The sequence below is a fragment of the Chloracidobacterium sp. D genome, from assembly GCF_018304685.1.
Taxonomy (GTDB): domain Bacteria; phylum Acidobacteriota; class Blastocatellia; order Chloracidobacteriales; family Chloracidobacteriaceae; genus Chloracidobacterium; species Chloracidobacterium thermophilum.
The window spans coordinates 2,229,957-2,256,195 of the sequence record NZ_CP072634.1 but is presented as its reverse complement, the minus strand read 5'-3'; the positions used below and the strand labels follow the sequence as shown (position 1 = coordinate 2,256,195).

Sequence of the window (26,239 nt, the reverse complement as noted above, 5' to 3'; positions counted from 1 at the left end):
TCGCAGGTTTCCTGGCGGAGGTTCTATGAAGCCGTGGCATGAAATCGCCGTCCCGCACCCGGACATCCGGGCGGGCAAGTTTGACGAATCCGTTTTTGCGGCCGATCTCTCCGATGTTGTTGCCGGCCGCGGCCCGCTGGAATACGGCGATGCGGAGACCTTCTTCCGCAAAACCTATCCGACGCAGGGCCTGGTGAACCTGCTCGCCGTGATTGCCTCACGCCTGTCCGGTCAGAAAGCCGGCAATGCGGTCATTCAAATCCAGACGCCCTTTGGTGGCGGCAAGACCCACAGCCTGATTGCGTTGTATCACCTCTTTACCAATTCCCAGGCAGGCCGCCCCGCCGGGCCGGTCTCGCAGGTACTGGAGAAGGCGCAACTGGATAGTGTCCCTGCCGTCCGGGTGGTGACCTTTACCGGCACGGCGGCCGACCCGCTGGGCCGGACGCCATGGGGAGAGATTGCCGAACAGTTGGGCCAGTACGCCCTGCTTGCCGAGCATGACCGGAAGCAGCGCGCTCCGGGCAAGGACCTGCTCCACAAGGTCCTTGCCGACAAGCCCACACTGCTCCTGATGGACGAAGTGGCCGAGTATGTCGTGAAAGCCAAAGATTTCCGGGAGCAGATTGTGGCCTTTTTTCAGGAGCTGACCGAAGCGGTGAAGGTGCTGCCCCGGTGTGCGCTGGTGGTCACGCTTCCTTCCAGTGCGCCTTACGGCGAAGATGGGGAGCGGGTGCTGCATCAGTTACAGCAGGTCTTCGGGCGGGTGGAAGCCATCTACACGCCGGTCGAAGGCGAAGAAATGTATGAGATCATCCGCTGCAGGTTGTTTGAGTGGGCCCACGAACCTTCCGACGAAGCGCGCAAGGTCGCCAATGGCTACTGGGAGATGTATCAGCGGCTTGGCGATGAAGTGCCACGCGAAGTGCGCGAGCCTTCCTATCGCGACAAACTGCGCAAGGCGTACCCGTTCCACCCGGAGCTGATTGACCTTCTGTTTGAGCGGTGGAGTACATATTCCACGTTCCAACGCACGCGCGGCGTGCTGCGGCTGCTGGCGGAGGTGGTGGCCGACCTCTACCAACGCCAGCACCCGGCACCGCTCATTCAGCCGGCGCACCTCAACCTTGCCAATGCCACGGTGCGGCGGGAGCTGGTCAAGCACATTGGGAATGAGTACGAGGGCGTTATCGCAGCAGACATCGCCGGCGGCAATGCCAAAGCCCAGAAGATCGATCGTGAGGTAGGCTCCGAATACACCCGCTTCGGGATTGCCAGCGGATTGGCGACCGCCATCTTTTTTGGCTCCTTTAGTGGAAGTGAGAGGAAGGGCCTCGGCGTTCAGCGTTTGCGCCTGGCAGTGTTGCGCGAAGGCATCCCGCCGGCGCTGGTCGGCGATGCGCTCCGCCGGCTTGAGGAGGAACTCTGGTATCTGCACGTGGAGGGGGGCATTTGTTCTTTCTCCAGTCAGCCCAACCTCAACCGCGTCATTGTGGAGAAAGAGGAGGCGGTTGGGGATGAGCGCATGGCTGAAGAGATTCGCGCTCAGCTTGAAAAGCTTGCCGGTACTGAGCTGCGCGTGACGCTCTGGCCCAAAGGGGCGCAGGATGTGCCTGACACAAAAGACCTGAAATTGGCGATCCTCCCGCCTGAGCACCCAAAGCAGAGCCGCGCAACCGATGCCTTTGTGGATGAGCTGTTGAAAAAGTGCGGTGCAACCTTTCGCACCTATCAGAACACACTCCTTGTGCTGGCTCCTGACGAGGGCGAACTTTCTTCTCTGCGGCAGAAGGTCAAGCGGCTTCTCGCTTTGCGCGCCATCCACGATGACAAAGCGTTCATGCGCCAACTGTCGGAGGACAACCGAAGAACGCTGGAGAGCAAGTTGAGAACTTTGGAAAGTGACATACCTTTCAGTCTGCACTCGGCGTACCGGCATCTGGCAAAGCTCGGCGAAGGCGGTCTGGAGTGGAGCGACTTGGGTTTACCCACGGTTGGCGAGAAAGGCTCGCTATCCAAACGCACGCTCGCGTATCTGAAAAGCCAGGAACTCCTGCTGGAGCGCATCTCGCCGCACAATCTTCTCAGGAAGGCACTTCGGGAAGATGAACCGGAAAAACCGGTTTCTGCCATCCGAGAGGCCTTTTTGTGCTACCCGCAGTTGCCAATGGTTCAAAGTCCGGCAGTAATCGAGCAGGCCATCATCCAGGGGGTACGCGAACATGTCTTTGCCGTAAAGAGCGGCGATAAAGTGTACTTTGGAGATGATTTACCTGTCCCGGTGGAAGCCGGGTGGGTTCTGATCCGAAAGGAATTCGTCCCACGATCTGACCTGCAGGTTGAGCCGGTTGATAAGCCACAAAAACCGGACGGCACCGATACAACCAGGCCGGGTGGAGGTACGCCGCCGCCAGATCGAAGCACACTGGAAAGGCGCTGCGTAACACTGCGTGTCAAGGTGCCTTGGGACAAGCTCTCGGATGTTGTCCGGGGGGTGATCCTGCCACTGCGCAACGATGGAGCGGAGCTGGAAGTGGAAATACTTGTTCAGGCGCGTGCAGAATCTGGCGGCATCAAGCCAGCCACTTGGGAAAACAAAGTCAAGGAGACACTCCGGCAAATCAATGCCGAGATCGTGGAAGAGCAATGCGAGTGAGGGCTGGGCAGAAAGAGAGTCTGTGCGTCCGCCTGGTGAAAGTAATGCCAAAGCGCCACGGGTAAAGCATCCGACTGGCGCACTAGCCATCCTGCTGGTCAATGTTTCACGCCATCAAATGCTACGCCAGGCGGCGGCTGCGCCGTAGGTGACGGCCGAACGGGTCGGGCGTTCCTGCCACTGTTCATAGTGCAAAACCTGCCCGTCTGTAGGGCCAAACGCCGCCAGCGCGTCCAGGTAAGCCATCAGCGGCGGAAAACCGCAGACCCGCCGCGCATCTTCGTCGCGGGCAATGTGGTCAAGTACCGCTGCGCTGTCGCCGGCGGCAACGTAGTCGAGCAGTTCCGTGTCGGCGCGCTCCAGCTCCGCCGCCCTGGTCCGGGCATCGAAGCGGTCGCCAAACTTGGGGCCCACATGCGCCAGATCGCCGCCAACCAGCAACAGCGTCCGGTGGGTTTGTTCAGCCAGCGTCGCCTGTAACGCCTCGATAAATGCCCGGTACTCCGCCTGCGTGCGCTCGCGGCAGGCCTCGTCTGCGGCATACAGTTCGTGCAGGGAAGTGCACAGGATGGGCACCATGCGTACCGGCCGCCCGGCTTCCAGATGCCGGTCAAAGATGTGCCGCAGGAACACCGCCTGAAACTCAATGGCATGTTCCTGCCGATGAGGGGTGTCGTCGGCACTGATGGAAGCGCCCAGGCGGGTTTCCAGCCGGTCAAGGAATTCACGGTCGCAGGGCAGCGCGCCCAAGGGCGTGGCGTAGTCCTTGCGCGAGGCGACGAACAGCCCGTCGCCGCCATAGTGCGACGTGCCCAACACGACGAACGTCACCGGTTCGCCGTCCGGCAGGGTGGCGGCAAGTTGTTCGATGAGCCGGTAGGCCGGAGCATAAGCCCGCTCCCCGACCCGCAAATCAATGTGCGGGGCCACAACGCCCACAAGCTGCTCAGGCCGGGCTGCCCCAAGCGGACAGGCCGGCGTGTGCGCCAGAATGGCATCCAGGCGCTGGCGGAGCGCCTCTGGCTCATCCGGGTAACTGACGCCGGCATGTGCTGCCGGCCGTACCGTTGCCGCGCGAAACTCCGCCATCTGACGCGCTGCCAGGGCGGCAAAACGTGGGCTGTCCAGCAGCAACCACTCGTCGAGACGGCGGATGATGTCCGCCAGGTCATCGGCCGACCACCGCTGTCCGAAACGGTGCAGAAGCAGCGCCGGCAGTTCGGACAGGGAATGCTGTCCGTCGCACAGCAGGAGCAGCGGCGCCAGGCGGATGTCAAGACCGATGGGTTCCGTGAAGCCTTGGGGATCATAGGCAATGATGACCTGGGCAGTTTCGTCGGCAAAAAGCTGGAGCGGACGGAGACGTGGAAATTCAGTCATCGGATGAAGCGACATACGGACGGATTCAGGATGGCGCGGGGGAGACCTGTCTGCCAATGTAACACTTGTGCGCGCCGTGTGAACACGCTATAGCCATGAAACGCGCCGGCATCCACGCGCGCCATGGCGACGGCCCGCCGACGATTCGGCAGAACGTTTTGAGATCGTGGAACTTCGGACTGTCTGGCGCGTGTAACCCCAACGAACTCTGTCACTGCGGGTTGTGTGGAATGTTGACTTTGTGAGCGAGGAATGAGCGTTGATGTCGCATCTGATGAGTAGCGCCCTGACATACCCCGTACCTGGCGAGATACACCGTGTCGTGACGGTGGATGCGGCCAGCGACCACGAACTCATTGCCGCCGTCCAGGCCGGCGATGAACAGGCCTTTCAGGAGATTGTCCGGCGCTACCGCACGCCCATTACGAACTTCATCTTTCGCATGCTCGATGATTACGACCGCGCCGTGGAACTGGCGCAGGAAACCTTCCTGCGCGTCTATGCCAACGCGGCGCGCTATCGGGCGACGTTTCATTTTTCGACCTACATCTACCGGATTGCGACGAACCTGGCGATTAGCGAGCTACGGCAGCGTCGCCGCCGCAAACTGGTTTCGCTGTTCACCCCCTGGGCACGTCACGAGGATGAGGAAGAAACCCAACTGGATATTCCTGACGAGCGCCCCCTCCAGGATGAAGACCTGATTGAACGTGAGCGCCGGGCGGCCGTGGGGCGCGCCATTCAGACGCTGCCGGAGAAATACCGGGCGGCGCTGGTGCTCCGGGATGTCGAAGGGCTGAGCTATGACGAAATTGCCGGCATCCTGAACATCTCGGAAGGAACCGTGAAATCGCGCATCAACCGCGCCCGTGGACTGCTGCGCGACAAGCTGCGCGCTTACCTGTGATGTTGCTGTCCTGTGACGTTGCCGGGCGGTGTGTCAGGAGTGATCGTTATGGTGAGCTGCTCCACGATTCGTCGTCAACTGGAAGCCGTCGAGTATGACCCGGAAGCCTTGCTGCCAGAGTCAGCCGCCCATCTGATGGCCTGTGCGGATTGCCGGGCCTATGCGGCCCAAATGCAGTCCCTGCGGGCCCTACTGTCCGGGCAGCCGCGCGTTCTGCCGCCCGCCACCTTCGATGCGGAACTTCGCCTGCGTTTGGGGCGCGATGCCCATCGTTTCCGGGAACCTTTCCTGGCCTGGGTACCCACGCCCGTACTGGCTGCCGTGGCGTTGGCAGTGGTTGTCACCAGCGCCCTCGCCGTCCGTTCGTCCCTGCAGATGGTGCTCCATCCTGCGCCCACGGTGGCAGCGGCACTGGTGCTTCCCACCCTGCCGGAGCGGACGCTGGTGACGGCGTTGAGTCGTCAGCTTGATGGAAGTCTTCCAGGCTCGCGGCCGGCTCCGGCCCGGGCCGCAGTGGCCGTTGCACGTCCCGGACGCATGACACCGGCTGCCGTGCGCCAGACATCGTTGCCGGCCCGGGAAGCCAATGGCGTCGTCGTCTTGTGGCGGGGACGCTCTGGTGAGCGGGTCCTGCGCCTGCCCACCGTGGTGTACGGCGCGCAGCCCATCGTGGACCGGCGTCCATCCACAGAGGGAGAGTCATCTGACGACTCCATATTCTAACGTGACACCCATGATGCTGTCGCACAGCGCGCGCGCATTGACCATGAAGGTTTTGGCGGGTGCGCTCCTGTTGGGTGTGAGTGGCTACGCCCAGATTGCCGGGCGCCCGCGTGACGCGGCCTCGGCGCCACGCAGGCCTGACCTCCGTAAATCAGATGCCGCTGGTGTGGGGCGCTGGCTCGTCATCGTCAACCATCACGTGACGATGGGAGAACTGACGGCCGCGGCCGAAGATGTCTCCACAGCTGCCCTCGACGGTACATGTGCGCCCTCGGATGTCGTGCTGACAAATGTCACGACAGGGATCGTGGTGGATGACAAAGGGCACGTGCTGACCCAACTTGTCAACGTACCACCCGGCCCCGGCAATCCAACCATTGTGGTTCAGACCCAGGACCGTCAGGAGTTTCAGGCCCGGTTCATTGGCCGGGACGGGGCAACGGGGCTGTGTGTTTTGCAGGTTCCGGGGCTACAGGTCGCGCCGCCAACCATGCACGCTCTGGCTGCGCCGCGGCACAAACTGACTGTTCGGGACGCGCGCGCTTCGGCCAAACCCGTCACCGTACGCATCATGCTGCCCATGTTTCAGCCGCCCGCTGCGCACGTGACACCCGGCCGGGCGGAGGAGACCACTTCGCGCCTGGTGTGGGATGAGGTGGTGACGGATTGGGCCGTGGACCCATCGCTGGCCCCGCCGGTTGAAGCCAACTGCGGCGTCGCCGTGGACAGCCAGAACCGGCTGGTGGCGATTGTGCAACCAAAAGGCAAGCAACTGCGCATGCTACCCGTTGCGGACATCAAGCGGGTGATGCACCGCATCATTTCCGCCGGGAAGAGTGTCCCTCACGGCTGGCTCGGCATTGAAGGGAAAACCCTGGCGACGTTCCCGGCCGAAGAACGTGCGCGTTTCGGGGCTTCTACCACCCAGGGGGTGGTGGTCACGGCCGTGGTACCAGGAAGTCCGGCTGAGGAAGCCGGCCTGGTGCCAGGCGATGTCATCCTGTCCGCCAATGACCAACCGCTGGAGTCCCGGCGTGAACTCAATGAAATCGTTGTCAGCCACGCTGCCGGAGAGACGCTCACGCTGTTGGTGGAGCGCGACGGTCAGCCGCGGGTGTGCGAGGTCACACTTGGCTCACCGGAAGATATGCCGACGCCCAGAGTCCCCGCCGCCGAACACCTGGCCATCGGGTTGGTGACATCCGACCTGACCACCCAACTGGCGCAGTTCTTTGGTGTGGCGGGCGGTCTGCTGGTGACGCATGTTTTGTCCGACAGCCCGGCCGCCGCGGCCGGGCTGCGTTCGGGCGATGTGATTGTCCGGGTAGATGGGCAACCGGTCCGGCGCAGCCACGACCTCTCGGCGGTGATTCTTCAGTCCCTGAGTCAGCAGCGGGAAGCGCCGGTAACGGTGGAAATCATCCGGGAGCGGCAAGCGCAGCAGTTGCTCCTGACCCTGCCGCTGCCCCCGCCGAAGCTGTAGTTGCAGGGGGCCGCCCGTTCCCGTGGGGCAGTCCGTTGACTGTCCAGGCCCGGGCTTCGCGGAGCAGGCGCCCGATGAGCGCCGAATGCAGGCCGTGCCCGGAGCGTTCGGCGATGATGCGTCCCCGCAGGGACAACCCCAGCAGGGCGAAGTCACCAATGATGTCCAGCACCTTGTGACGCGCAAATTCATCCGGGAAGCGCAGCGGCTCCGGGCTGAGGATCGAATCGGCATCGAGGACGATGGCATTTTCGAGCGTTGCCCCGCGCACCAGCCCGTGCCGGCGCAGCGTCTCGGCTTCGGCGAGAAAGCCAAAGGTGCGCGCCGGAGCAATCTCCTGCCGGTACGTTGCCGGAGTCACTTCGCAGGCAAACGACTGACGCCCGATGCACGGATGGTCGAAGTCAATTGTGCTTTCGATGAAGAAACTGTCATCCGGCTCGATGGCCAACCGGCGGTTTCCTTCGACCACTTCGATGCGTTGCTCGACCTGTAAAACCTGCCGGGGACTTTCCAGCGTGAGGATTCCAGCTTCAGCAATGGCCTCGACGAAGGGGCGCGCGCTTCCGTCCAGAATGGGCACTTCGCAGTTCGTGACATCGAGAATGGCGTTGTCTATGCCGCAACCGTAGAGCGCTGAAAGGACATGCTCAACGGTTGACACCATCACACCGGCGCGCATCAACGTCGTGGCATAGCTGACGTGCGTGACATGGTGAGGTACGGCTGCCACTTCAAAACCGTTCAAATCCGTGCGGCGGAAAACATAACCGGTGTCTGCCGGGGCCGGACACAGGGTGAGTTCAACTTCCTGTCCCGTATGAAGTCCAATGCCGCGAAGGGAGACCGCGCGGCGCAGCGTCGTTTGGTAGGTCATGGAAACGAAAGCTCAGGTCGTCACAGGATGAAACCAAAGGGATGATGTCAACCCGAAACAAAGCGGCAGTTTCCGTGCCACGCGCCGGGCAGGGGCGGCAGAATGTTCAAGTGTCTGAAAACAAAAGATGTTACGTGAGCTGATTGGCTGTTCGCGCCGGTTCGGTGAGTGGTTTGGTGTGGCCGGCTGTCCGCAAAGAGGCGCTGTAGTGTGAACGATTGTCCACACTACCCACGGTGGCCGTTGGGAAGGGGATGCCAGTTGCCCTGCCAGTCAAACCATTCGAGCGCCACGAACCGCTTTTTGTAGTCGTAGTGGGAAGGTTCGTGGTAGGCGTAGCCGGGGTAATAAAACTTGTCTCCGCGCGCCTGCGAGTAGGCAATTTCGAGCAGCATCGTCAAAATGCCCAGGCTGCGTTTGGCGTAATCCGGGTCGAAGATGCCATAGACGCTGGAGGTGGACTCTTTGCCCAAGTCCAGGAAGCTTTTGGCAACGAGCCGTTCTCCGTCATAGACCGCAATTTCCTCGTTGCGGCAGGGCACTGACGCCGGCTCCTGCGACAGGAAGGAGTAGATGGAGTCCGGGATGTTGTGCGTGAAACGCTGTTTGTGGCGCTCGAAAAGCACAAGCGTCGCTGTATCAATGACCGTGGGTTGAATGACCACCCGCAGGTCCCGGTTGCGGCGGCGGATACGGCGTTGGCTCTCAGAAAGGGCAAAGTCGGACAGTCTGATCCGCAGGGGGAGGACGTGCCGTACGCCCTCGTCCGTCAGATTGATCCAGTAGCGGTAAAAGTACGTCCCGAAGTGACGCCAGCCGTTGGCCCACAGGACGTCCAACTGTCGCGGCGAGACATGGGAGGTTTCAAAGTACTGTCCATGAGCCATAGTCCAGTTGGAAACCGGAAGGCGTCAGCCGTGATCTGCGTGCACGTGGCGCAGCCTACTTGCGCTTGAAAACCCGTTTGATGTCCGGCGTGAACTCATTGATGAGATTGGCAATGAAGTTGAAGCCGAGCGCCAGGTTGCCAAACCGCACGCCGTCCCCGCGCACCGTGTAGCGGCGTGGATACCAGGCAATTTGCGCAAACGCACCGCCGTAATCGGCGACCAGGTTGGCGATGGCGGGCCGGACCTTGCCCTCGTCGTTGTAGGTGACGAAGACAAAGGCCAGGGCGTGCCCGGTTCGTTTCAGGACACCCTTCTTGGCGCTCCGAACATAGCGCGGCTCATGTTTGATGAGTGCTGCCAGGCCGGACTGGATGCTGTTGGTGATGATGTTATTGCCAAACTCCGAAGCCAGCCGCCGGCTGTAGCCTTTGATGCCGCCGCCCCATTCTGGCGGAGAGTTGCCAATCTGTGCGCCCAGCGCGGGGCCGGCCGCCCCGAACACCGCCGCCGGACTCCAGTAAGTTGCCCGGAAGTAATACTCCCACCGCTCTTTTCCGGTGAGGGGATGGTAGTCATCTTCGGAAACCGTACCCTTGCCAGAAGCAAAATTGACGCCGGTGCGGTCCTTGCTCGCAACATCTTTGGTTTGGTCTGCGGATTGGAGCGGCCCTCCGGTTCCCTGAGCGGCTGGGTTGGCTGCTCCACCGGACTGATCCTGGTCAGGAACGAAAGGCACGCTGTCCATGGCGCGCACGGGGACATATTGTCCTTGGGAGTGAGTTGTCGTCAGTGCAAAAAGAACGGTCAGGCAGGCCAGGAAAGACAGTTTCCGCCAATGACCACGTCGAAGCCTGAACTGAAGCATAAGAATGGCTCGCGGGGATAAATACAGGCTGGGGTGACACCTGCTTGCTGTAGTATTTGCGAACCAGAATACAAACCTGGGCTTTCATCGCGCCGTACCCTAACCAACATCCGGCCCGGGGGCGGCATCCGATGCCGCACATCGGGTGTGTTCCAAAAAGAGGGCTTCGTCCTACAGGAAAGGTGACTTGCCGACATGAGAACGAAGATTGATGAACAGAGTGAACGGCCAGGCTGTCGCAGGATTCGGTGTGGGATGCGGATAGGTATCCTGCTGCTGGTTGGCTGGTCATGGGTTGCGGGCGTGTCGGCTGCGGCCCAGCAGCGGCCACGGGTCGTCGGGCCAGGGGAATCCTCGGCTGCCAACGGGCGTGTGGTTGTGCCGCCAGCAGCCCGCCACAAGTTCGTCGTTGGAGAAAAACTTTTGTACAGCGTGCGGGTCACGGTACCGAGTCTGGGGCTACGCGATGCGCCGGTGGCGCGTTTCTCGACGGAAGTCGTGGAGCAGGGGATGTTCCACGGGCGGGAGGGGTTGCGGCTGCTTGTGCGCGCTGAAACCATCGGGTTTGTCAAGGCAACGTTGTTTGATCTCGACGACCGCTTTGTAACCTATCTCGATCCGGTTACGCGGCTGCCCTACCGCGCCGAAGCTGACCTCAAGGAAGGAGGGCGGGTTGAGCGGACGGTGACGGTTTTTGACCAGTCGGGACGAACGGCGCAGGTCAACGGCGGCCGTTTGATCAAGCTGAGTGGCGACACCTATGACCTGGCCGGTTTGCTCTGGACGACGCGCAACCTCGATTTCGAGGGGCCAACGACCATCAGGTTGTCGGCTCTGAACGAACGCAACGGCACCCTTGTGACGGTCGAGATTGAGCGCCTTGGACGTGAGACCCTGGAGGTTGCCGGGCAGACTGTCCCGGTCGTACAGCTTGCGCTGCGCCCACTCGACGCCAACGGGAAGCCCTCCGATGAACGCAGAATCCGACTGTGGATTACGGATGATGCCTATCGCTATGCCGTACGGATCACGGGCGGCAATGAGATCGGCGAGTTCAAGGCCGAGTTGTCACGGTTTCCCAGCCGGAGCGACACGTTGGAAGCCCTGCCTTCCGGGAAGTGAGTGCTCTGTGACTGTTGCTGGTGTGGCCCGTCAGTGCCGACAGACAGTGCAGGTGTGTGTAAGGCGGTGATTGGTCAGATTGGCGCTGGCCACGAAGAGCGCTCCCGTGACCATGCCGGAGGTTTCCAGCGAGGAGCCTTCATCGAGCAGGAACTTTGTGCCAAGGATGAGTCCGAAGCCCAGCAGGAACAGGGCCAGTGGCTGTAACCGGCGATGTTTCCGATGGTAGCTGGGCAGCAGCGTGAGCAGACCAATTGCGCCCGTAAAGCCAATCAGAGACCATTCAAGCCATGGGGACGTGAGCAGGCTCAGCCCCAGAATCGGGAGTACACCGACGAGCAGCGGCATGGCCAGGCAGTGAACGGCACAGATGAGTGAGGCCGTCGCTCCGACCCAGTTGAGCCGGTCCATCCAGGAAGGTGTGTCGGTTAGTGGGGTGTGCGGCTCGGTCATGGCGCATCCAATCAAGGAAAATTATTGTTTGAATCGTGGGAGCAACCATACCGGCCTGCCGATGCACCTGGCAAGCGTCAGCGCCGTGGGCGTTTCCGTCAGGGAAAATTTTTGCCAGCCCGTCATGCGGTGAACGTTGACGGAAAGAGGCTGAATCCTTATCCTAAGCGACTTGCTTTGAGCCAGCGTTTTACGAAGGAGACGAATCAAGCCACATGCCGAACAAGGCTTCTGCCATCAAACGGGTCCGTCAGACCGAGCGGCGCAACGCCATCAATCGCCGCAACCGCAGCCGCTTGCGCACCTTTATCAAAAAGCTTCGCGCTGCCCTGAGAAAACCAACGGCTGAGGACTTGGCGCTGGTCGAACCGAAGAAACTTTCGGGCGTCAACCGGAAGACGGCGACGGGGCTTCAGAAAGTCTATCTGGATGCCATTTCAGTCATTGATAAGTCGGTGCAGAAAGGCATCATTCACCGCAACACGGCGGCCCGGTACAAATCCCGCCTCTGGCATCGGATCACAACCGTACTGAACCAGCACAAAGCCGGCGGTACGGCCTCGTCAACGCCCAGTGCCTGATGTTTCATGCCAACCCGCAGTGCACAAGGTTGGCTTCGGTGGGCAACAGGCTGGCTGGTCTGCTGGTTGACTTCTGCTGGTTGACTTGGGTTCTGTTGGCTGCGTCGTCTGTTCTTGGCTACGCCCAGTCGCCGGGCTTTGACGCCGACCTGGCGTTGGCTGCCCGCTATGCGCCGATTTTCTACCAGGGGCTGGGGCAGACGCCGCGTTTTGACTACATCACCAACTTTGATTTCGATGGTGACTGGCGCGGCGACAACAACTGGCAAAATGCTGACGACCTGCGCTTTCCGCTGGCCGCGTGGGTCTATTTTTCGGTTTGCGAAACGGCGACCCACTATTTCATCCACTATGCCGTCTTTCATCCCCGCGACTGGAAGGGGGGCAACCGCCGGGGCGTGGTGATGAGTGATCTCCTGCGTCTGGGGGCGCGCTACGGGCGGAAGTACGACCCCACCGGCGCGGTGGATGATCTGGTGCTGGCCCACGAAAACGACCTCGAAGGGTGTCTTGTTGTTGTGGCCAAGTCCCGGACCGGACAGGGCAGGGAGCGGGTCGTCTTTGTGGAGTCGCTGGCGCACAACAAGTTTCTCCGTTACACCCCCGGTACCGGGCAGTCCGCAAATTCAATCCGACTTGAAGGGCAGCGGCCCTTGCTGTTTATCGAGCCGCGCGGGCATGGCATCGAGGCGTACCGGGGCAGCCAGCGCCAGCTTCGCGCCGCAGTCAAAGGCGTCGTGCGCTATGAGTACACGGGACAGGCGGATGTGCCCGGTGATGGCGAACCGCCGCGCCGCCTGGGCTATGCCCTCGTGCCGCTGGAGACCACCCTGTGGGCACGCGCGCAGGCGGGACGCAACGAAACCTACGGCGAGCAGTTCAACTACGGCACACGCCATATCACCGTGGCCGGGAAGCGCCGGGCAGTCTGGTTGGGCGTGCTGGGTTCGGCGTTCCTGGGGATCAACGGCGGCCGCAACATGGCGCGTCCCCCGTGGGGATGGTTTGACCGCAACGAGCGACACCGCCCACTCGGTGAGTGGTACTTCGACCCGGCGGCCACCATCAAGCGCCATTTTCAGTTGGGGAACAACTTTTCGACGAGCTACACCGCTCATCCACTCCTGCGTGCTGGCCGCCGGGCCCAACGGTGATGGACGGAAATGGTTGACCGGCTGTGGTTGCTGTGGAACAGGGAATTCAGTTTTCAGGAAGCATCTGCGGTTTCAGCCTGGTTCTGGTTGGGAAGCAGCCAGTGGCCGGCAGGCGTCAGGAATTCAACGCCGGCGAGAAAACGCCCTTCTTCCTCATCATCAGGGCGAAGGTTGCGGATGACAGCCTCAATGGACTCCTGGGCGTCGCCCCGGGTGCCAAACAGGTGGACGTGTTCGCCCACCAAAAACTCTGTAGCCACACGCAGTTGCGCACCGACCAGACTTGTGACTTCGACCACGGCCAGCTCAGCCCAGAGCTTGCGCCGGGGATCATTCGCAACGAGGATCACCGGATGCGAGACCGGAAAACGCGGCGCCCGCCGCTTCCCGTTCGGATCGGGATCGGGTTCGATGACCGGCAGAGGAGCTTTGGGCTTGCGTGAGAACGCCACTTCCTCGATGGCTTTGCGCAGCAGTTTGACCCGACTGCGTTCCAGCCGTTGGGCTTCGAGAACATCCCACAAAAGCAAGTGGATGTTTGGATCGTGAACGCCACTCCACAGCGCAGCATAGATTTGCATCAGGGCTTCCTCATACTTGCCCTGCTGAAAGGCCTGCCGTGCCAGTTCAAGGTTTGTCGCAGATGTGCTCTGAGCCAGATTGTTTGAAGTGGTCATCGCTCATCAACTGCCAGGGTGGTTTACGTTCAGCGCTCTGGCTTCTGTGTAGATGACGTTGTGCTGCGGGTCTGGACGATGCAAGTCACCCCCCAAGCCTGACCGTGCGGGTGTTCCCGATTGTGCACCGTCCGGCCTACTGAGAAAAGGCCAAGCTGGTTGCCAACCGAAGATTGGCATAGGCTTCTGCTGAGGCCGAGTCCAGTTTGAGGGTTTCGGCAAAGGCCCGCCGGGCCGCCTGGTAGTCACCTTGTTCACCATAGACGCTCCCCAAGTTCATCCAGCCATCGGCCAGGCTGGGATCAAGGGCAACGGCCTGCTCCAGAGCCATCCGCGCTTCATCCAGTTGATGGAGGCGGAGCCGGGTTAGGCCGTATCCGGCCCAGGCTTCTGCCAGAAGGGGATCACGGCGCAGGGCATCTTCGTAGATACGGAGGGCTTCCAAGTAGTGACCACCCCGGTAGAATCCGGCGGCTGTTCCAGCCAAAATCTCGGCGGAGGGCACGTACCGCCGTTTCTCGGCTTCGCGTTTCCCGGTCTCATAACACTGCAGGGCTTCCGCTGTGCGTCCCTGCCGGGCCAGCAGATTGGCCAGGGAAAAGTAGGCATGCCAACCAGGGGGATTACTGCTGGTAATGGCTGCACGGAATGATTCCTCAGCTTCTGCCAACCGGCCTTGGAGCAGATAGAGATTTCCCAAGGCTACACGTGGTGCTGATGGGTAAGTGCTAATCGCAATGGCATACTGAAGTGCCACTTCTGCTGCGATCAGGTCGCCTTCATCTCTATAGGTTTTGGCCATAGCCATCCAGCCCTTGGGGTTGCCGGGGGCATCGCGTACCAGCGCCCGACCGTAGGCTTTATTGTCCGTCCAGTCGGGGTTGCGGGTGATGGTCCGCCAGCACATCAGCCCCAGAATGACGACACACAACCCGACGGCCGCGTAGCGTCCATGTCGTGACTGCCGGTAGAGCGTGGCCAGGCCAAGCCCACCGAGAAGACAGATGGAAACTGATGGCACATAGAGTACCCGTTCAGCAATAAGGAGACCTGTTGGGAAAATGATGTTGGAGACCAGCGACACCGGGACAAAAAACATCAGGATGGCAAATGCGACGAGCGGTTGCCGCCGCCAGGCCCAGAGACCGACCCCGATGACTGACGCTACCAGCATGAGTGACCCAGCCACGCGGGGGGTGATGGTCGAAACTTTCGGGAAGAAACTGAAGTCGTAGAAAGCACAGAGCTTGTAGGGAAACGTCAGCAGGCGGAAGTATTCCACCATACCCTGCGACATGGTGAGAACGCGCGTGTACCAGGGATCGCCCTGAAAGTAGGTATGCTCGCTGTGAACGCCGAACTGTCCGTTGATGATGCGACGGATGAAGATGTAACTCGCGGCGACAACCAGATAGCCTGTGGCATCAAGTGCTGCGCGTTGCCACTCCTGCCGGGTGCGCAGGCGTCCGGCGCACAGTTCGGCCAAGCCGATGACGCCAATGAGGGTCAAGGCGCTTTCCTTGGCGTACATCCCACCGGCAAAGGCCGCCCAGGCCAGCCAGCGCCAGTGGCGTCCTTCGCCGATGCGCAGGTAGGCATGCCAACTCAGAAAACCAAACCCAGCAGCCAGCAACTCGGTGCGCCCCACCACCTGCGTTACGGCTTCGACGTGCACCGGATGGGCGGCAAACAGGAGTGCCGTAAACAGGGCGAGTTGGCTCCAGCGGGTGTAGGCGCAAACCAGACCATACAGCAGCCAGCAGTTGATGGTGTGGAGCACCAGATTGACGAAGTGATAACCAAGGGGGTGAAATCCGTGAACGGCGTAGTTGAGCGCCAGGCTGACGTTGACCACAGGGCGGTAGGTGGCGTGTTCCTCATGACCTATTCCCCAGTAAGGTTGGGCAAACACGCGGTAGATGTGCGGCAAATCACGAATGGCGCGGTTGAGGGTGACGACATACACATCATCCTGCGCAAACCCGCAGTTGAGACTGTTGGCATAGCCAATTGTGACCACCAGAGCAATGACGAGGTAGGCGGTACGTCGCGCCAGCCCCGCTGTGGTGGTTGGCGAATTGGCTGACGGGGTTTCCAATCCGGGAGAAAGCGGCATTTCGGCATCCCGTATTTGATGGTTTTCGGACATGCGTCCCACACCTGATACACCCAAAACTCCTGACCAAGTTGCCATCATGGCATATTTGTCGGGATTCGTCTTTACGACGCTTGTCTTTCTGGTCAGCTTCTGGTATCGCCCGCCAGATGTGCCGACGGTGGTGCTCTGCACGCTGAAGTCCACCACCGGAATGGACTGTCCGACCTGCGGTATGACCCGCGCCTTCTGCGCGCTGGCCAAGGGGGAGTGGCAGCGCGCCCTGCGTTTTCATCCGCTCTCGCCGGTGGTGTTTGCCCTGTTTGGCTGGTGGTGGCTGCGTTCCCTGCTGTATCTGCTGGGAAAGGGAAACTGGGTGAACCGGGTGGAGACCTGGTTTCCACCGCTGTTGACGGTGCTGGTCGTGTTGGTGGGGGTGCTCGTCAGTTGGTTGTTCAAACTGTGGCTCCAATAGGGGGCTGGATTCCGGGTTGAACTTGCGGTTGTGGGCGTATAACCTATGGTTCCTCAAGGTTTGGGAATCCTTTTCTGAGAAAGTTTCACCGCCTTCCCGGACGTGGCGTTCGTTTCAGCCAGGTTGACTTCTTCCCGACCCATCTTCTGAGGATTCGCCATGCGCGACGCTTCTGTTCCCCACGGCGCGTCGGCCGTGCCACCGGCTTTGCTGGCCGGCTTGACAATGCGCCTGCCATTGGATGTGACTTCGGACCCTGCCCCGCGTGAAGCCTCCCAGAACGACCCCTTTCTGGGGCGGACACTGGATGGCAAATACCGCATCGAGCAGCGGATCGGCCGCGGCGGGTCCGGTACGGTCTATCGGGCGCGTCACCTGCTCATCCACCGTACGGTTGCCGTCAAGGTGCTGTCCCTGGACTTGGTTTCGGATGACGATGCGCTGGCCCGCTTCCGCCGCGAGGCCGCCATGGCCGGACGCCTCAAGCACTTCAACATTGTTTCCGTAACGGACTTCGGCCTTACGCCGGACGGCGTGGCCTACCTCGTTATGGATTTCATTGAGGGCAGGAGCCTGCGTCGCATTCTCAATGCGCAGGGAACGGTGGCACCGGAAAAGCTCGTCGGCTGGTTGAAACCGATTTGCTCGGCCGTCCATGCCGCCCACCGCAAGGGCATCATTCACCGTGACCTCAAGCCGGACAACGTGATGATTGAGGTTGTGGATGGCGAGGAAATCCCGCGGGTGCTCGACTTCGGGATTGCCAAACTCATGGATGCCGTCACCGTCGGCACGGATTTCACGACCGAAACCGGCAGTGTCATGGGCACGCCCCACTACATGTCGCCGGAGCAGTGTGAGGGCAAACCGCTCGATGCCCGCTCTGACATCTACAGCCTGGGGACACTGGTCTACGAACTGTTGACCGGCAATGTGCCCTTTCCGGGCAAGGTCACAACCACCGTTATGATGCAGCAGGTGACTGCCGCGCCGCGTCCGCTCCGTGACCTGCGCCCGGATTTACCGGAAGCCGTCGAACTCTGCGTCATGCGTGCCTTGAGCAAAAATCCGGCAGCCCGGCATGCGACGGCGCTCGACTTTGCTCTTGAGTTCGAGGCTGCGCTGTCCTCGGCCTCGACGCCGGAAGTGGCCCCGCTGTCTGATCCAGCGCTGGTGCCTGCTCCCACGCCACGTCTGCACACGGATGAACCGGCGTCGAATCCGGCCCTGGATTTTCGCGCCCAGCTTCGCCAGGCTGCGGCTGTTGCGCCGCCAGTGCTGCTCCAGCGGGGAGGGAGACTCCCATCCGAAGACTTGCCTCCTGCGTCAGTGATGCCGTTGCCGGTGCATAACGTCGGGAAACCTGCCGATAGCTCTGAGTCCATTCGGGCGGCTGAGGCGCGTTCATCCACGGAAAAGCTTTCGGCTCCAGCACTTTCTGTCCCGGCATCGCCGCCGTCCGTAGTTTCCGTGCCGCCGCCACCGGAGGCGGTTTCAGCCCGGCCCGAAGCGGCTGCGCCGGTTGCCGGAACGGTTGACCGGGCACCCGAGCCGTCACTCCCCGCTATGGAAAGTGCAGCCGCGGCGGCTGCTGCCCTGGCCCGTGCGTCAAAGGGCGTTGCTCTGAAAGCCGCCCCGGAGCCAGTGCGTTCCTCCAGTCCCACGTTTGAGTCGCAACCGGTGTGGGCCATCCGGCGGGGCGCAGCCTGGCCGTGGATGAAAATGACCATGCTGCTGGCTGGTTTGGTGGTCCTGACCTACGCCCTGGCGACCTATCTTCTCTATCGCCAGGCAAACTTCCGCCTGGGGGCAGAACTGGCGGCGCTGGCCCGGGATCGGCAGCAGCCTCTGGCCACCTTGCGCGAGCAGACGGCAGCCCGGCTTGCCGCCCGGAAGCTGGAGGTGGAAAGTGTACGTGTCCGGCTGGACCCCCCCAATCAGCGGGTCATGCTCTATGTCCGCTACCGGCGCACCTGGCTTGGGTGGTTGCCGCTGCGCTTTGAGGCCGAAGGGCAGGCGCAGCCGGTTCCGATGACGCTTGACACCCTGGCTGGTATCACTCCGTCCCAGGCGGAAGTCGTGAATGTGTCGCCACGTGAGATAGAGCGGTACCGTAGCGAGCGGCAATCTGGCGGGTCGCTGGGCCGGTGAAAAGGGTATTGACAAATTCCTTTTTTGGACTTAGTCTAGCCAGTGTTATGAAACGACTCACGGCCCAAGAAGTAATTGCCCTGATTCGCACCCGTGGCCTCAAGCTGACGCCGCAGCGCCTGGCCATCGTCGAGTATTTGCAGCAGTGCACCCACCATCCGACGGCCGAAGAGGTGCTGGCTGCCGTCAACGCCAGGTTTCCCATGGCGTCGCGGGCAACGGTCTATAACACGCTCAACTGGCTTCGGGAAAACGGGCATCTGATGGAAATCCACGAAGGGGGCGTGATGCGTTTCGATCCCAACCTTGAGCCACATCATCACTTTGTCTGCCGTCAGTGCGGACGGGTTGAGGATGTTGAGTCAGAGTTGGTCGGGCCGTGGCCACAGTGCACGTTACCGGGGCGGCACGTCATCGAGGGCTTCGACCTGACCTTGCGTGGCCTGTGTGCGGACTGTGCCCAGTCGGGCCAGGCGGCCGGGGCCTGAAATTTTTTTACCCACTGATTTAGACAAAATCTAAATCAGAATCTTGTCTATGAAGGAGACCACACCATGAACCAACCACAGACCAAAACCCAGCAGAACCTCCAGGCGGCCTTTGCCGGTGAAGCCATGGCCAACCGCCGCTACCTCTACTTCGGCCAGCTTGCCCGCAAGCTGGGCAACGAGGAAGTCGCCCAGTTGTTCGAGCGTACGGCTGACGAAGAAACCGGGCACGCCTTTGCCCACCTGCAACTGATGTATCCAGAGTCCGAAATGACCGTCGAAAAGCTGCTTCAAATCGCCTATGAAGGCGAAATGTACGAAACCGAGCAGATGTACCCGACCTTTGCCGAAGAAGCGCGGCAGGAAGGGGAGTCTGCCGCCGTGGCGGAATTCATCGAGCAGGGGGCTGAATCCCGTGAGCATGCCGAGCGGTTCAAGGCTATGCTTCAGCGGGCTGCCAAACAGTTCAAAGCCTTTGGACGAGTTGAAGCAGCCCACGCCAAGCGTTATGCCGAGGCGCTGGAAAAAGTGACGGCGCGCTGAACGTTCATCTTCCGGGCCATGTGATGCGCGCCCGGGCACTGGCTGGCCTCTTTGGAGTCGCCTGCCCCGATGCGCCGGGCGCGCGTTCTGGCACGTTAAGGATCACTCTTATGGAATACCTTGTCTTGGCCACGTCACTGCGTACGGACAGCCACAGCCGGATTCTGGCCCGCCACGTGACGGAGGCTTATGCCCAACGTGGTGGACAGGTGGCATTCGTGGACTTGCGCAATTATCCCCTGCCGCTCTGCGATGGCGGGCCAGCCTACGATGACCCCGGCGTGGCGGCCCTGTCGGCACTCATTGCCGAGGCGCGGGTGGTGACGCTGGCCGTCCCTATTTACAACTACGATGTGAATGCGGCGGCCAAGAACCTTGTCGAACTTACCGGCCCGGCCTGGGCAGGCAGGATCGTAGCCTTTCTCTGCGCCGCTGGCGGACAGCGGAGCTATATGTCAGTGCTTGGACTGGCCAACAGCCTGATGCTGGATTTTCGGGCCTTGATTGTCCCGCGCTTCGTCTATGCTACGAAAGCCGACTTCCAGGACGGGCAACTCATCTCACCGGAAATCGCCGCCCGCGTTGATGAGTTGGCGGAAACTTCCATGCGACTGCGCTACGTGTAACTGCGCTACGTGTAAAGGCAAGGCCTTTCCAGAGGGTGCCGGGGCTTGGTTACTGGTTTCCACATTTTCACAGTTTTTTCCACAGGAGGATAGCGTTATGGGTGAGCAACTGCACGCAACACGCCTTGACCTGCCCGAAGAAATTCGGGTTGCGGTCATTCGGCTTCTCAATCAATCGTTGGCCACGGCACTCGACCTCAAAACCCAGGTCAAACAGGCCCACTGGAATGTCAAAGGGCCGCAGTTCATTGCCCTGCACGAGATGTTTGACGAGATGGCGACCGAGCTGGACGGCTTCGTGGATGACCTTGCCGAGCGCGTGACGGCGTTGGGTGGTACAGCGCTGGGAACGGCGCGGATCGCGGCGGCGCAGTCGATTCTGGCGGAATATCCCACTGACATTCAGGACGGGCTGGATCACGTCAAGGCACTGGCCGAGCGGTATGCCCCATTTGCCCATCATGTTCGGGCAGCCATTGCCGAAACCGATGAACTGGGCGATGCTGATACGGCCGATCTCTACACCGGCATTTCGCGCGCGATGGACAAGCGGCTGTGGTTTCTTGAAGCCCACCTGCAGGCAGCGCGCTGACGAGCTATGGGTGCACCGCTGGTCGAGTGCGTCCCTAACTTCAGTGAAGGTCGGCGGCCGGAGGTCGTGGCGTCCATTGTGGCGGCAATAGAGCACGCCCTGGGGCAACCGATCCTTGACCAGCATCTTGATCCCGATCACCACCGGTCGGTCATCACCTTTGCCGGTTCACCCGAAGCCGTGCGCGCCGCCGCCATAGCCGGCCTGGCCCGGGCGGTGGAATGCCTTGATCTCTCCAGACATCAGGGCGTTCACCCGCGCATTGGCGTCGTGGATGTCGTGCCGTTCATTCCGGTACGCGGCGTGACCATGACCGATTGCGTGGCCCTGGCCCATCAGGTCAGCCAGCAGGTGTCCGTCCGCCATGGGCTTCCGGTCTTCTGCTATGGCGAGGCGGCGCACCAGGCGGTGTACCGTGATTTGGCCGCACTTCGGCGGGCGGTGCGGACGGCACCGACATTTCCGACGCCGGACTACGGCCCGCCCCGGCCGCATCCCACGGCCGGAGCCGTGGCCATTGGGGCGCGCGATTACCTGATTGCCTTCAACGTCGAACTGGAAACGGACGCGCCGGACATTGCCCGCTCCATCGCGCGGGAACTGCGGGCAGCGCAGGGCGGCCTGCCAGGGGTCAAGGCGCTGGGGTTGCGCCTGGCTTCCCGTGGTACGGTACAGGTTTCCTGCAACCTGACCGATGTGCGCCGGACGCGCCCGGCGGACGTTTTTTATGCCGTGGCGGCGGCGGCGAAACGCTATGGGGTGCGGGTTGGGCGGCCGGAATTGGTTGGTCTCGTACCGACGCCGGATTCCACCATCGGATTTGATGCGGCTACACAAGCGAGCCTGTTTCCCGACGAAAAAATCCTCAGTCGTCGCTTACGGCTCGAATGAACGGACGCCTTATCCGCAAGGAGCACCGCTATGACACTACTTGAACGCCTGCGTCAGCGGGCCGCGCAGTTGTCCAGGCATATTGTTCTGCCGGAAGGGGAGGACCCGCGCACACTGCGCGCGGCCGTGATGTGCCAGGAACAGGGAATGGCACGGGTGACATTGCTGGGGGATGCCGCGCGTATTCGTGAGCAGGCGCAGGCGCTGGGGATTGACCCGGACCGCTTTCCCATCGTGGAACCCACCACCGCCCCGGAGCGCGAAGCCTTCGCCCAGGCTTTTTATGAGCGCCGCAAAGCCAAGGGGTTGTCTCTGGAGCAGGCCCGCGAAGTAATGTGTGATCCGCTCTACTTCGGGAACATGATGGTGCAGACGGGACGCGCCGACGGTTCCGTGGCTGGGGCTACGCATTCGACGGCCAAAACCGTGCGGGCGGCCCTTCAGGTCATCGGCCTGGCGCCGGGCTTCAACATCGTTTCCAGCTTCATGCTCGTCACGGTACAGGACCCGTCCTTTGGTGCTGACGGAAACTTTCTGTTTGCGGACTGCGCGATTGTCATCGAACCATCCGCGGCTGAACTCGCCGACATTGCGCTGGCCGCAGCGGAAAACTGCCGTACCTTTCTGGGTGTCGAGCCAAAGATTGCCATGCTGTCGTTTTCCACGCGGCGCAGTGCCGAGCATCCGCTCGTGGACAAGGTGGCAGCAGCCGTGCGGCTGGTGGCGGCGCGGCGTCCCGAACTGCTCGTGGATGGTGAAATGCAGGCCGATGCCGCTATCGTGCCCGTCGTCGGGGCGCGCAAAGCGCCTGGCAGCCCGGTGGCCGGTTACGCCAACGTGCTGATTTTTCCCAGTCTGGAAGCGGCCAACATTGCCTACAAGCTGGTCGAACGCCTGGGCCGGGCGACAGCCATCGGGCCGATTTTGCAGGGATTGGCCAAGCCAGCCAACGACCTTTCCCGTGGCTGTGATGCCAGCGACATCGTGGACGCCATTGCCCTGACGGCACTCCAGGCGGCGCAGACCCCGGCTGCCGAATAGCCTTTGCAGGCGGCGATTGACCCCAAAAATATGAGACAGGGTTTGACATTGCCTTCACCCTGATGATAGAAGGCTGGCACTTCCGGCTGAGCTTTTCGAGCGTTTTGCGTACTCCGCCCTGATCTGTTCTCGCAGGTTGATGCGTTCGGAGGCTCACCACCATTCAAGTTGGGACTTTTCAGGAGATGCCATGACGTCATGCCTTGGTCTTTGGCGCGTATCCGCATTCTGTGCGTTGACGCTATGCGGAACGGTCGTCGCGGTTGCGCAGTCGCCAGCGCCTCTGGTGTCCACTCCAACAACGTCGGGGCGCGCCCTCATTGCGGCTGCGGAGCGTCATTTCAAACGCGGTGAAGAAGCCTTCCGCAACGGTCAGTTTGAAGATGCCAGGCAGTGTTTTGCGCAGGCCAGGGCCGTTCTTGAACAGGCTCCAGCCGAGTTGCGCGCCGGACAGGATGTGCAGGCTTACGCTTTTGAACTCCAGGGACGCATTGAACTGCTGCACACCGGTTTGCGACAGGCGGCGCTGGCAGCCGGTCAGGGGACTTACCGCGACGAACTGGCGGCCCTGGACATCAGCCGCATCAGCGCCCGTCCGATGGGTGAGCTGGATATGTCGAACTTCGACTTCAAGTTCACGGTGACGGCGCAGGTGTATCAGTTCATGAACTTCTACACGACTGGGCGGGGGCGCATCACGATGGAGCGTGGGTTGATCCGCTCCGGGCGCTACCGCGAGATGGCCGAGCGCATCTTTGCCGAAGAAGGTGTTCCGAAAGACCTCATCTGGCTGGCTCAGGTCGAGTCGGTGTGGCAACCACGGGCATTGTCCTTTGCCAAGGCGCGGGGTATCTGGCAGTTCATTCCGGGAACTGGCGCACGCTTTGGGCTGCGGCAAGATGCCTACATGGATGAGCGCGTGGCGCCGGAAGCTTCCACCCGCGCGGCCGCCCGCTATCTGAAATTTTTGTACGACTACTTTGCCGGTGACTGGCTGCTGGCTATGGCGGCCTATAACTGCGGTGAGCACAATGTCGAGCGCGCCATCGAGCGGTGTGGCTATGCCGACTTCTGGGAACTGCACCAGCGCGGACTTCTGCCGCGTGAAACACAGAACTATGTTCCGGCGATTCTGGCCGTTATTGCCATTGCCAAAAATCACAAGCAATACGGCTTTGATGTAACGCCGGAGCCGCCAATGCGGTACGACACCTTTCAGCTCGATACGCCAACCTCGCTGGTTGTGGCGGCCGACCTGCTCCAAGTCCCAGTCAGCGAGTTGACATCCCTCAACCCCGAACTGCACCGGGCGCTGGCACCAGCGGGTTTCAACCTCAAGCTTCCAGTGGGCACCCGTGAGCGTTTTGCCGTGGCCTATGCGGCGCTGACGCCCCAGGACCGCTTGGGCGCGGCAGCGGCACCTACCCTGGCGGAAAGCCGGCCGGCAGCCGCCCCGCGTTATATCACGCGCAATGCACGTACGACGGGACGCCGGTACCGGACCCGTTACTGATGGCGTTCCACGGTTGACCCTGACCGGGCACGCCGTCTGGATGACTTCCCGCCTGCCGTCCGTGGCATTGTGGCTGCCACGGACGGCAGATTGGCTTGGCCGCGCCTATGCATCATCCGTCCTCGCCTGCTGAGCGGCTGCTAGTTGCACTGGACACGTCCGACCGCGCTGCGGCCGAGCAGCTCATGCAGGAGGTCGCCCCCTATGTCGGAGGCTTCAAGATTGGCAAGACGCTGTTTACGGCGGCCGGTCCACCGGTCGTGGCAGCGGCGCTGGCGACCGGCGCACGTGTCTTTCTGGACCTGAAGTTTCATGACATTCCCCACACGGTGGCCGGCGCGGTGGCGGCGGTGATGCAGCTCGGCGTACACCTGTGCACCGTCCACACGCTGGGCGGACGGGCGATGCTGCAAGCTGCTGTCGAGCCACTGGCTGCGCTACCGCCGGGCCGCCAGCGGCCGACCATTCTGGGCGTGACCCTGCTGACGAGCGCCGATCAGGCGACACTTGATGAGATTGGGCTGGCTGGAACACCGGAGGAGGTTGTTCTCCGTCTGGCGCGTCTGGCCGTGGACTGCGGGCTGGGGGGCGTGGTGTGTTCGCCCCAGGAAGTCGCGGCAGTGCGGCGTCTCGTGCCCAAGGATTTCGCCATTGTGACGCCGGGCATCCGTCTGCCGGATGCCATCCCGGACGACCAGCGGCGGGTGTTGACGCCGCGCGCGGCGTTGGCGGCCGGGGCTACCTACCTTGTGGTGGGGCGTCCGATCACGGCGGCTGCTAACCCGGCCGCCGCTGCGCAGCGCATCGTAGAAGACCTGGCTGCACTCTGAAATACTGCCCGGTAACGGTGGAGCAGCGGGCCGGAATGGCCGGCTTTTTTCATTCGGGCCGCTTTTCTTCTCACACCCTGGAAGACAATTGACTATGTTGGAAGCAGGTTGCCTGACTGCTTTTCATCCGAGGTTCCTGCCATGCCACTGCTGCCCATGATGTTTGGTTGGATTGTGTTCCTTCAGGACGCACCAGGTTTCAATCAGTTGCCTTTGCCCATGCGCATCACCTTTACGGTTGTTGCCATCGGCACGATGTATGCCATCTGGGTGTTTGTCTTTCGGGATTTGGTCCGTCAGGCGACCCGGATTGAAGCCCGCGATATGGAGCGGTTGGAACGTCTGGCGCAAACTCACCAGCTTGGCGCGGTCATGGAACGACCGGTAGTTCTGGATCGCTTGAACATCGCGGATACGGACGAATCTGAACGGGCCTACAGTGCCATCCAATTGCACGAACATGGATTTGTTCTGGTCAGCCTGCATCACCAGGGCTGGCAGTCGGAATTGGCTGTGCGCTACACCGATCTGGAAGCGGTACAAAGCTACTCCGAACGGCAATTGACAGGCATTCGGGCGGCGATTCTGGGCCCGTTGGCCTATCTCGTTCAGAAAAAGCGGTATTACCTTGGCATGCTCATACGCAATCAGGATGGTACCGTCCAAACGGTATTGCTCCAGGGGAAACGAAACGTAACCGAAAAGCTCGGCGCTGCGATTGATTCGGCGCGATGTGCTGCAAAATCATCCTCATTTACCCCGGAAACAACGTTGTCGGCGGCTGGTTAGGGGCAATTCAGAGAAAAGTATTTCCCTTTTTTGAGTTATTTCGTCTATAAACGGGATGACACTTTCAAGTCACTTCTGGTACTTGAAAGCATTTCCGAAACAGCTCGAAAAAAGGGGAAACGTAAAAGCTATGGCAAACACAAAGCAAAACTCAGCACAGGGCGAAGCCAAGAAGCGTCGTGGCAGGGTAGCGCAAAGTATCACGGTACCGGTCAGTCGTCAGACAATGGCCGTCCTTGAAACTTATGTCATGCTCGGCCAGGCGACCTCGGCCAGTGCTGTTGCCGGGAAACTTCTGGCGCGTGCGGCGGAAGATTTACGGGAAAATCTGGCACGTCAATTGAGCAGCAATCTCGGACGTGAGCAAAAGGGTGAAGCCAAAGAGTGAAACCCGCCCTGAATCATCTCCCGTCCTGTTGGGGAGCCTGACTCGAAAC

Annotated in this window: 26 protein-coding genes; 19 read left to right on the top strand and 7 right to left on the bottom strand. The window is 61.3% G+C overall.

The window, feature by feature from the left end; genetic code table 11:
- The first annotated feature begins 25 nt into the window (after nucleotides 1–25).
- Complete coding sequence (locus J8C01_RS09520) at nucleotides 26–2,656, top strand: ATP-binding protein (protein WP_211431750.1); 2,631 nt, start codon at nucleotides 26–28, stop codon at nucleotides 2,654–2,656.
- A 114-nt stretch (nucleotides 2,657–2,770) separates the two neighbouring features.
- On the opposite strand, the gene amrB is transcribed toward J8C01_RS09520, so the two are convergent.
- Nucleotides 2,771–4,036: an AmmeMemoRadiSam system protein B gene (gene amrB / locus J8C01_RS09515; RefSeq protein ID WP_211431749.1), complete on the bottom strand. Its 1,266-nt coding sequence runs from the start codon at nucleotides 4,034–4,036 to the stop codon at nucleotides 2,771–2,773.
- Nucleotides 4,037–4,298: 262 nt separating this feature from the next.
- Here amrB and J8C01_RS09510 point away from each other — a divergent pair, with 262 nt between their 5' ends.
- The 3 genes from J8C01_RS09510 to J8C01_RS09500 are packed head-to-tail and all read left to right on the top strand — an operon-like array spanning nucleotide 4,299 to nucleotide 7,149.
- Complete coding sequence (locus J8C01_RS09510) at nucleotides 4,299–4,943, top strand: RNA polymerase sigma factor (RefSeq protein ID WP_211431748.1); 645 nt, start codon at nucleotides 4,299–4,301, stop codon at nucleotides 4,941–4,943.
- A 48-nt stretch (nucleotides 4,944–4,991) separates the two neighbouring features.
- Nucleotides 4,992–5,666: an anti-sigma factor gene (locus tag J8C01_RS09505; protein WP_211431747.1), complete on the top strand. Its 675-nt coding sequence runs from the start codon at nucleotides 4,992–4,994 to the stop codon at nucleotides 5,664–5,666.
- Nucleotides 5,667–5,676: 10 nt separating this feature from the next.
- Complete coding sequence (locus tag J8C01_RS09500; protein ID WP_211431746.1) at nucleotides 5,677–7,149, top strand: PDZ domain-containing protein; 1,473 nt, start codon at nucleotides 5,677–5,679, stop codon at nucleotides 7,147–7,149.
- Here J8C01_RS09500 and lpxC read toward each other — a convergent pair.
- From lpxC to J8C01_RS09485, 3 genes are all read right to left on the bottom strand, one after another.
- A complete protein-coding gene (gene lpxC / locus J8C01_RS09495) occupies nucleotides 7,085–8,026 on the bottom strand; it encodes a UDP-3-O-acyl-N-acetylglucosamine deacetylase (RefSeq protein ID WP_014100408.1) in 942 nt (313 codons plus the stop codon). The two genes, J8C01_RS09500 and lpxC, sit on opposite strands and share 65 nt — an antisense overlap.
- Nucleotides 8,027–8,253: 227 nt before the next feature.
- Nucleotides 8,254–8,913, bottom strand: a complete 660-nt coding sequence (locus tag J8C01_RS09490) for an arginine-tRNA-protein transferase (protein ID WP_014100407.1) — start codon at nucleotides 8,911–8,913, stop codon at nucleotides 8,254–8,256.
- Nucleotides 8,914–8,968: 55 nt separating this feature from the next.
- Nucleotides 8,969–9,661, bottom strand: coding sequence for a hypothetical protein (locus J8C01_RS09485; protein ID WP_211431745.1), 693 nt, complete (start codon nucleotides 9,659–9,661; stop codon nucleotides 8,969–8,971).
- Nucleotides 9,662–10,036: 375 nt separating this feature from the next.
- Between J8C01_RS09485 and J8C01_RS09480 the strand changes: the two genes are divergently transcribed.
- Entirely contained in the window at nucleotides 10,037–10,903 is an 867-nt protein-coding gene (locus J8C01_RS09480; protein WP_211431744.1) for a DUF3108 domain-containing protein, read from the top strand.
- A 30-nt stretch (nucleotides 10,904–10,933) separates the two neighbouring features.
- On the opposite strand, the gene J8C01_RS09475 is transcribed toward J8C01_RS09480, so the two are convergent.
- Nucleotides 10,934–11,356, bottom strand: a complete 423-nt coding sequence (locus J8C01_RS09475) for a MerC domain-containing protein (RefSeq protein WP_081464823.1) — start codon at nucleotides 11,354–11,356, stop codon at nucleotides 10,934–10,936.
- Between the two features lie 215 nt (nucleotides 11,357–11,571).
- Between J8C01_RS09475 and rpsT the strand changes: the two genes are divergently transcribed.
- Nucleotides 11,572–11,937, top strand: coding sequence for a 30S ribosomal protein S20 (gene rpsT, locus J8C01_RS09470; RefSeq protein ID WP_014100403.1), 366 nt, complete (start codon nucleotides 11,572–11,574; stop codon nucleotides 11,935–11,937).
- A complete protein-coding gene (locus J8C01_RS09465) occupies nucleotides 11,937–13,091 on the top strand; it encodes a hypothetical protein (RefSeq protein ID WP_014100402.1) in 1,155 nt (384 codons plus the stop codon). The genes rpsT and J8C01_RS09465 overlap by 1 nt, the downstream gene beginning before the upstream one ends.
- 53 nt (nucleotides 13,092–13,144) lie before the next feature.
- Here J8C01_RS09465 and J8C01_RS09460 read toward each other — a convergent pair whose 3' ends face one another.
- Together J8C01_RS09460 and J8C01_RS09455 are read right to left on the bottom strand one after the other, a co-directional pair.
- Nucleotides 13,145–13,768, bottom strand: coding sequence for a PilZ domain-containing protein (locus tag J8C01_RS09460; protein WP_211431743.1), 624 nt, complete (start codon nucleotides 13,766–13,768; stop codon nucleotides 13,145–13,147).
- A gap of 136 nt (nucleotides 13,769–13,904) precedes the next feature.
- Entirely contained in the window at nucleotides 13,905–15,917 is a 2,013-nt protein-coding gene (locus J8C01_RS09455; protein WP_211431742.1) for a tetratricopeptide repeat protein, read from the bottom strand.
- A gap of 46 nt (nucleotides 15,918–15,963) precedes the next feature.
- Between J8C01_RS09455 and J8C01_RS09450 the strand changes: the two genes are divergently transcribed.
- The 12 genes from J8C01_RS09450 to J8C01_RS09395 all read left to right on the top strand — a co-directional run bounded on the left by J8C01_RS09450 (nucleotide 15,964) and on the right by J8C01_RS09395 (nucleotide 26,190).
- Entirely contained in the window at nucleotides 15,964–16,338 is a 375-nt protein-coding gene (locus tag J8C01_RS09450; protein WP_211431741.1) for a DUF2752 domain-containing protein, read from the top strand.
- Nucleotides 16,339–16,497: 159 nt separating this feature from the next.
- A complete protein-coding gene (locus tag J8C01_RS09445; protein ID WP_211431740.1) occupies nucleotides 16,498–18,489 on the top strand; it encodes a serine/threonine-protein kinase in 1,992 nt (663 codons plus the stop codon).
- A gap of 47 nt (nucleotides 18,490–18,536) precedes the next feature.
- On the top strand, nucleotides 18,537–18,977 hold the full coding sequence (locus tag J8C01_RS09440) for a Fur family transcriptional regulator (protein WP_014100397.1): 441 nt from the start codon (nucleotides 18,537–18,539) through the stop codon (nucleotides 18,975–18,977).
- A gap of 66 nt (nucleotides 18,978–19,043) precedes the next feature.
- Complete coding sequence (locus J8C01_RS09435; protein WP_014100396.1) at nucleotides 19,044–19,520, top strand: rubrerythrin family protein; 477 nt, start codon at nucleotides 19,044–19,046, stop codon at nucleotides 19,518–19,520.
- Between the two features lie 110 nt (nucleotides 19,521–19,630).
- The gene (locus J8C01_RS09430; protein ID WP_211431739.1) at nucleotides 19,631–20,146 is read left to right on the top strand and encodes an NADPH-dependent FMN reductase; all 516 of its coding nucleotides are present in this window, start codon (nucleotides 19,631–19,633) and stop codon (nucleotides 20,144–20,146) included.
- 97 nt (nucleotides 20,147–20,243) lie between these two features.
- Nucleotides 20,244–20,738 (top strand): DNA starvation/stationary phase protection protein Dps, encoded by a 495-nt coding sequence (gene dps / locus J8C01_RS09425; RefSeq protein ID WP_014100394.1) that lies wholly within the window; start codon nucleotides 20,244–20,246, stop codon nucleotides 20,736–20,738.
- A 6-nt stretch (nucleotides 20,739–20,744) separates the two neighbouring features.
- Nucleotides 20,745–21,629 (top strand): glutamate formimidoyltransferase, encoded by an 885-nt coding sequence (ftcD, locus tag J8C01_RS09420; RefSeq protein WP_211431738.1) that lies wholly within the window; start codon nucleotides 20,745–20,747, stop codon nucleotides 21,627–21,629.
- A 30-nt stretch (nucleotides 21,630–21,659) separates the two neighbouring features.
- Nucleotides 21,660–22,670 carry a phosphate acetyltransferase gene (pta, locus tag J8C01_RS09415; protein ID WP_211431737.1) on the top strand — a complete coding sequence of 337 codons (1,011 nt, stop codon included), beginning with the start codon at nucleotides 21,660–21,662 and terminating at the stop codon, nucleotides 22,668–22,670.
- A gap of 190 nt (nucleotides 22,671–22,860) precedes the next feature.
- Complete coding sequence (locus J8C01_RS09410) at nucleotides 22,861–24,183, top strand: lytic transglycosylase domain-containing protein (RefSeq protein ID WP_211431736.1); 1,323 nt, start codon at nucleotides 22,861–22,863, stop codon at nucleotides 24,181–24,183.
- Between the two features lie 107 nt (nucleotides 24,184–24,290).
- Nucleotides 24,291–25,013, top strand: a complete 723-nt coding sequence (gene pyrF, locus J8C01_RS09405) for an orotidine-5'-phosphate decarboxylase (RefSeq protein ID WP_211431735.1) — start codon at nucleotides 24,291–24,293, stop codon at nucleotides 25,011–25,013.
- A gap of 141 nt (nucleotides 25,014–25,154) precedes the next feature.
- The gene (locus J8C01_RS09400) at nucleotides 25,155–25,802 is read left to right on the top strand and encodes a hypothetical protein (protein ID WP_211431734.1); all 648 of its coding nucleotides are present in this window, start codon (nucleotides 25,155–25,157) and stop codon (nucleotides 25,800–25,802) included.
- A 55-nt stretch (nucleotides 25,803–25,857) separates the two neighbouring features.
- Nucleotides 25,858–26,190 carry a hypothetical protein gene (locus J8C01_RS09395; protein ID WP_148264011.1) on the top strand — a complete coding sequence of 111 codons (333 nt, stop codon included), beginning with the start codon at nucleotides 25,858–25,860 and terminating at the stop codon, nucleotides 26,188–26,190.
- The last annotated feature ends 49 nt before the right edge of the window (nucleotides 26,191–26,239 follow it).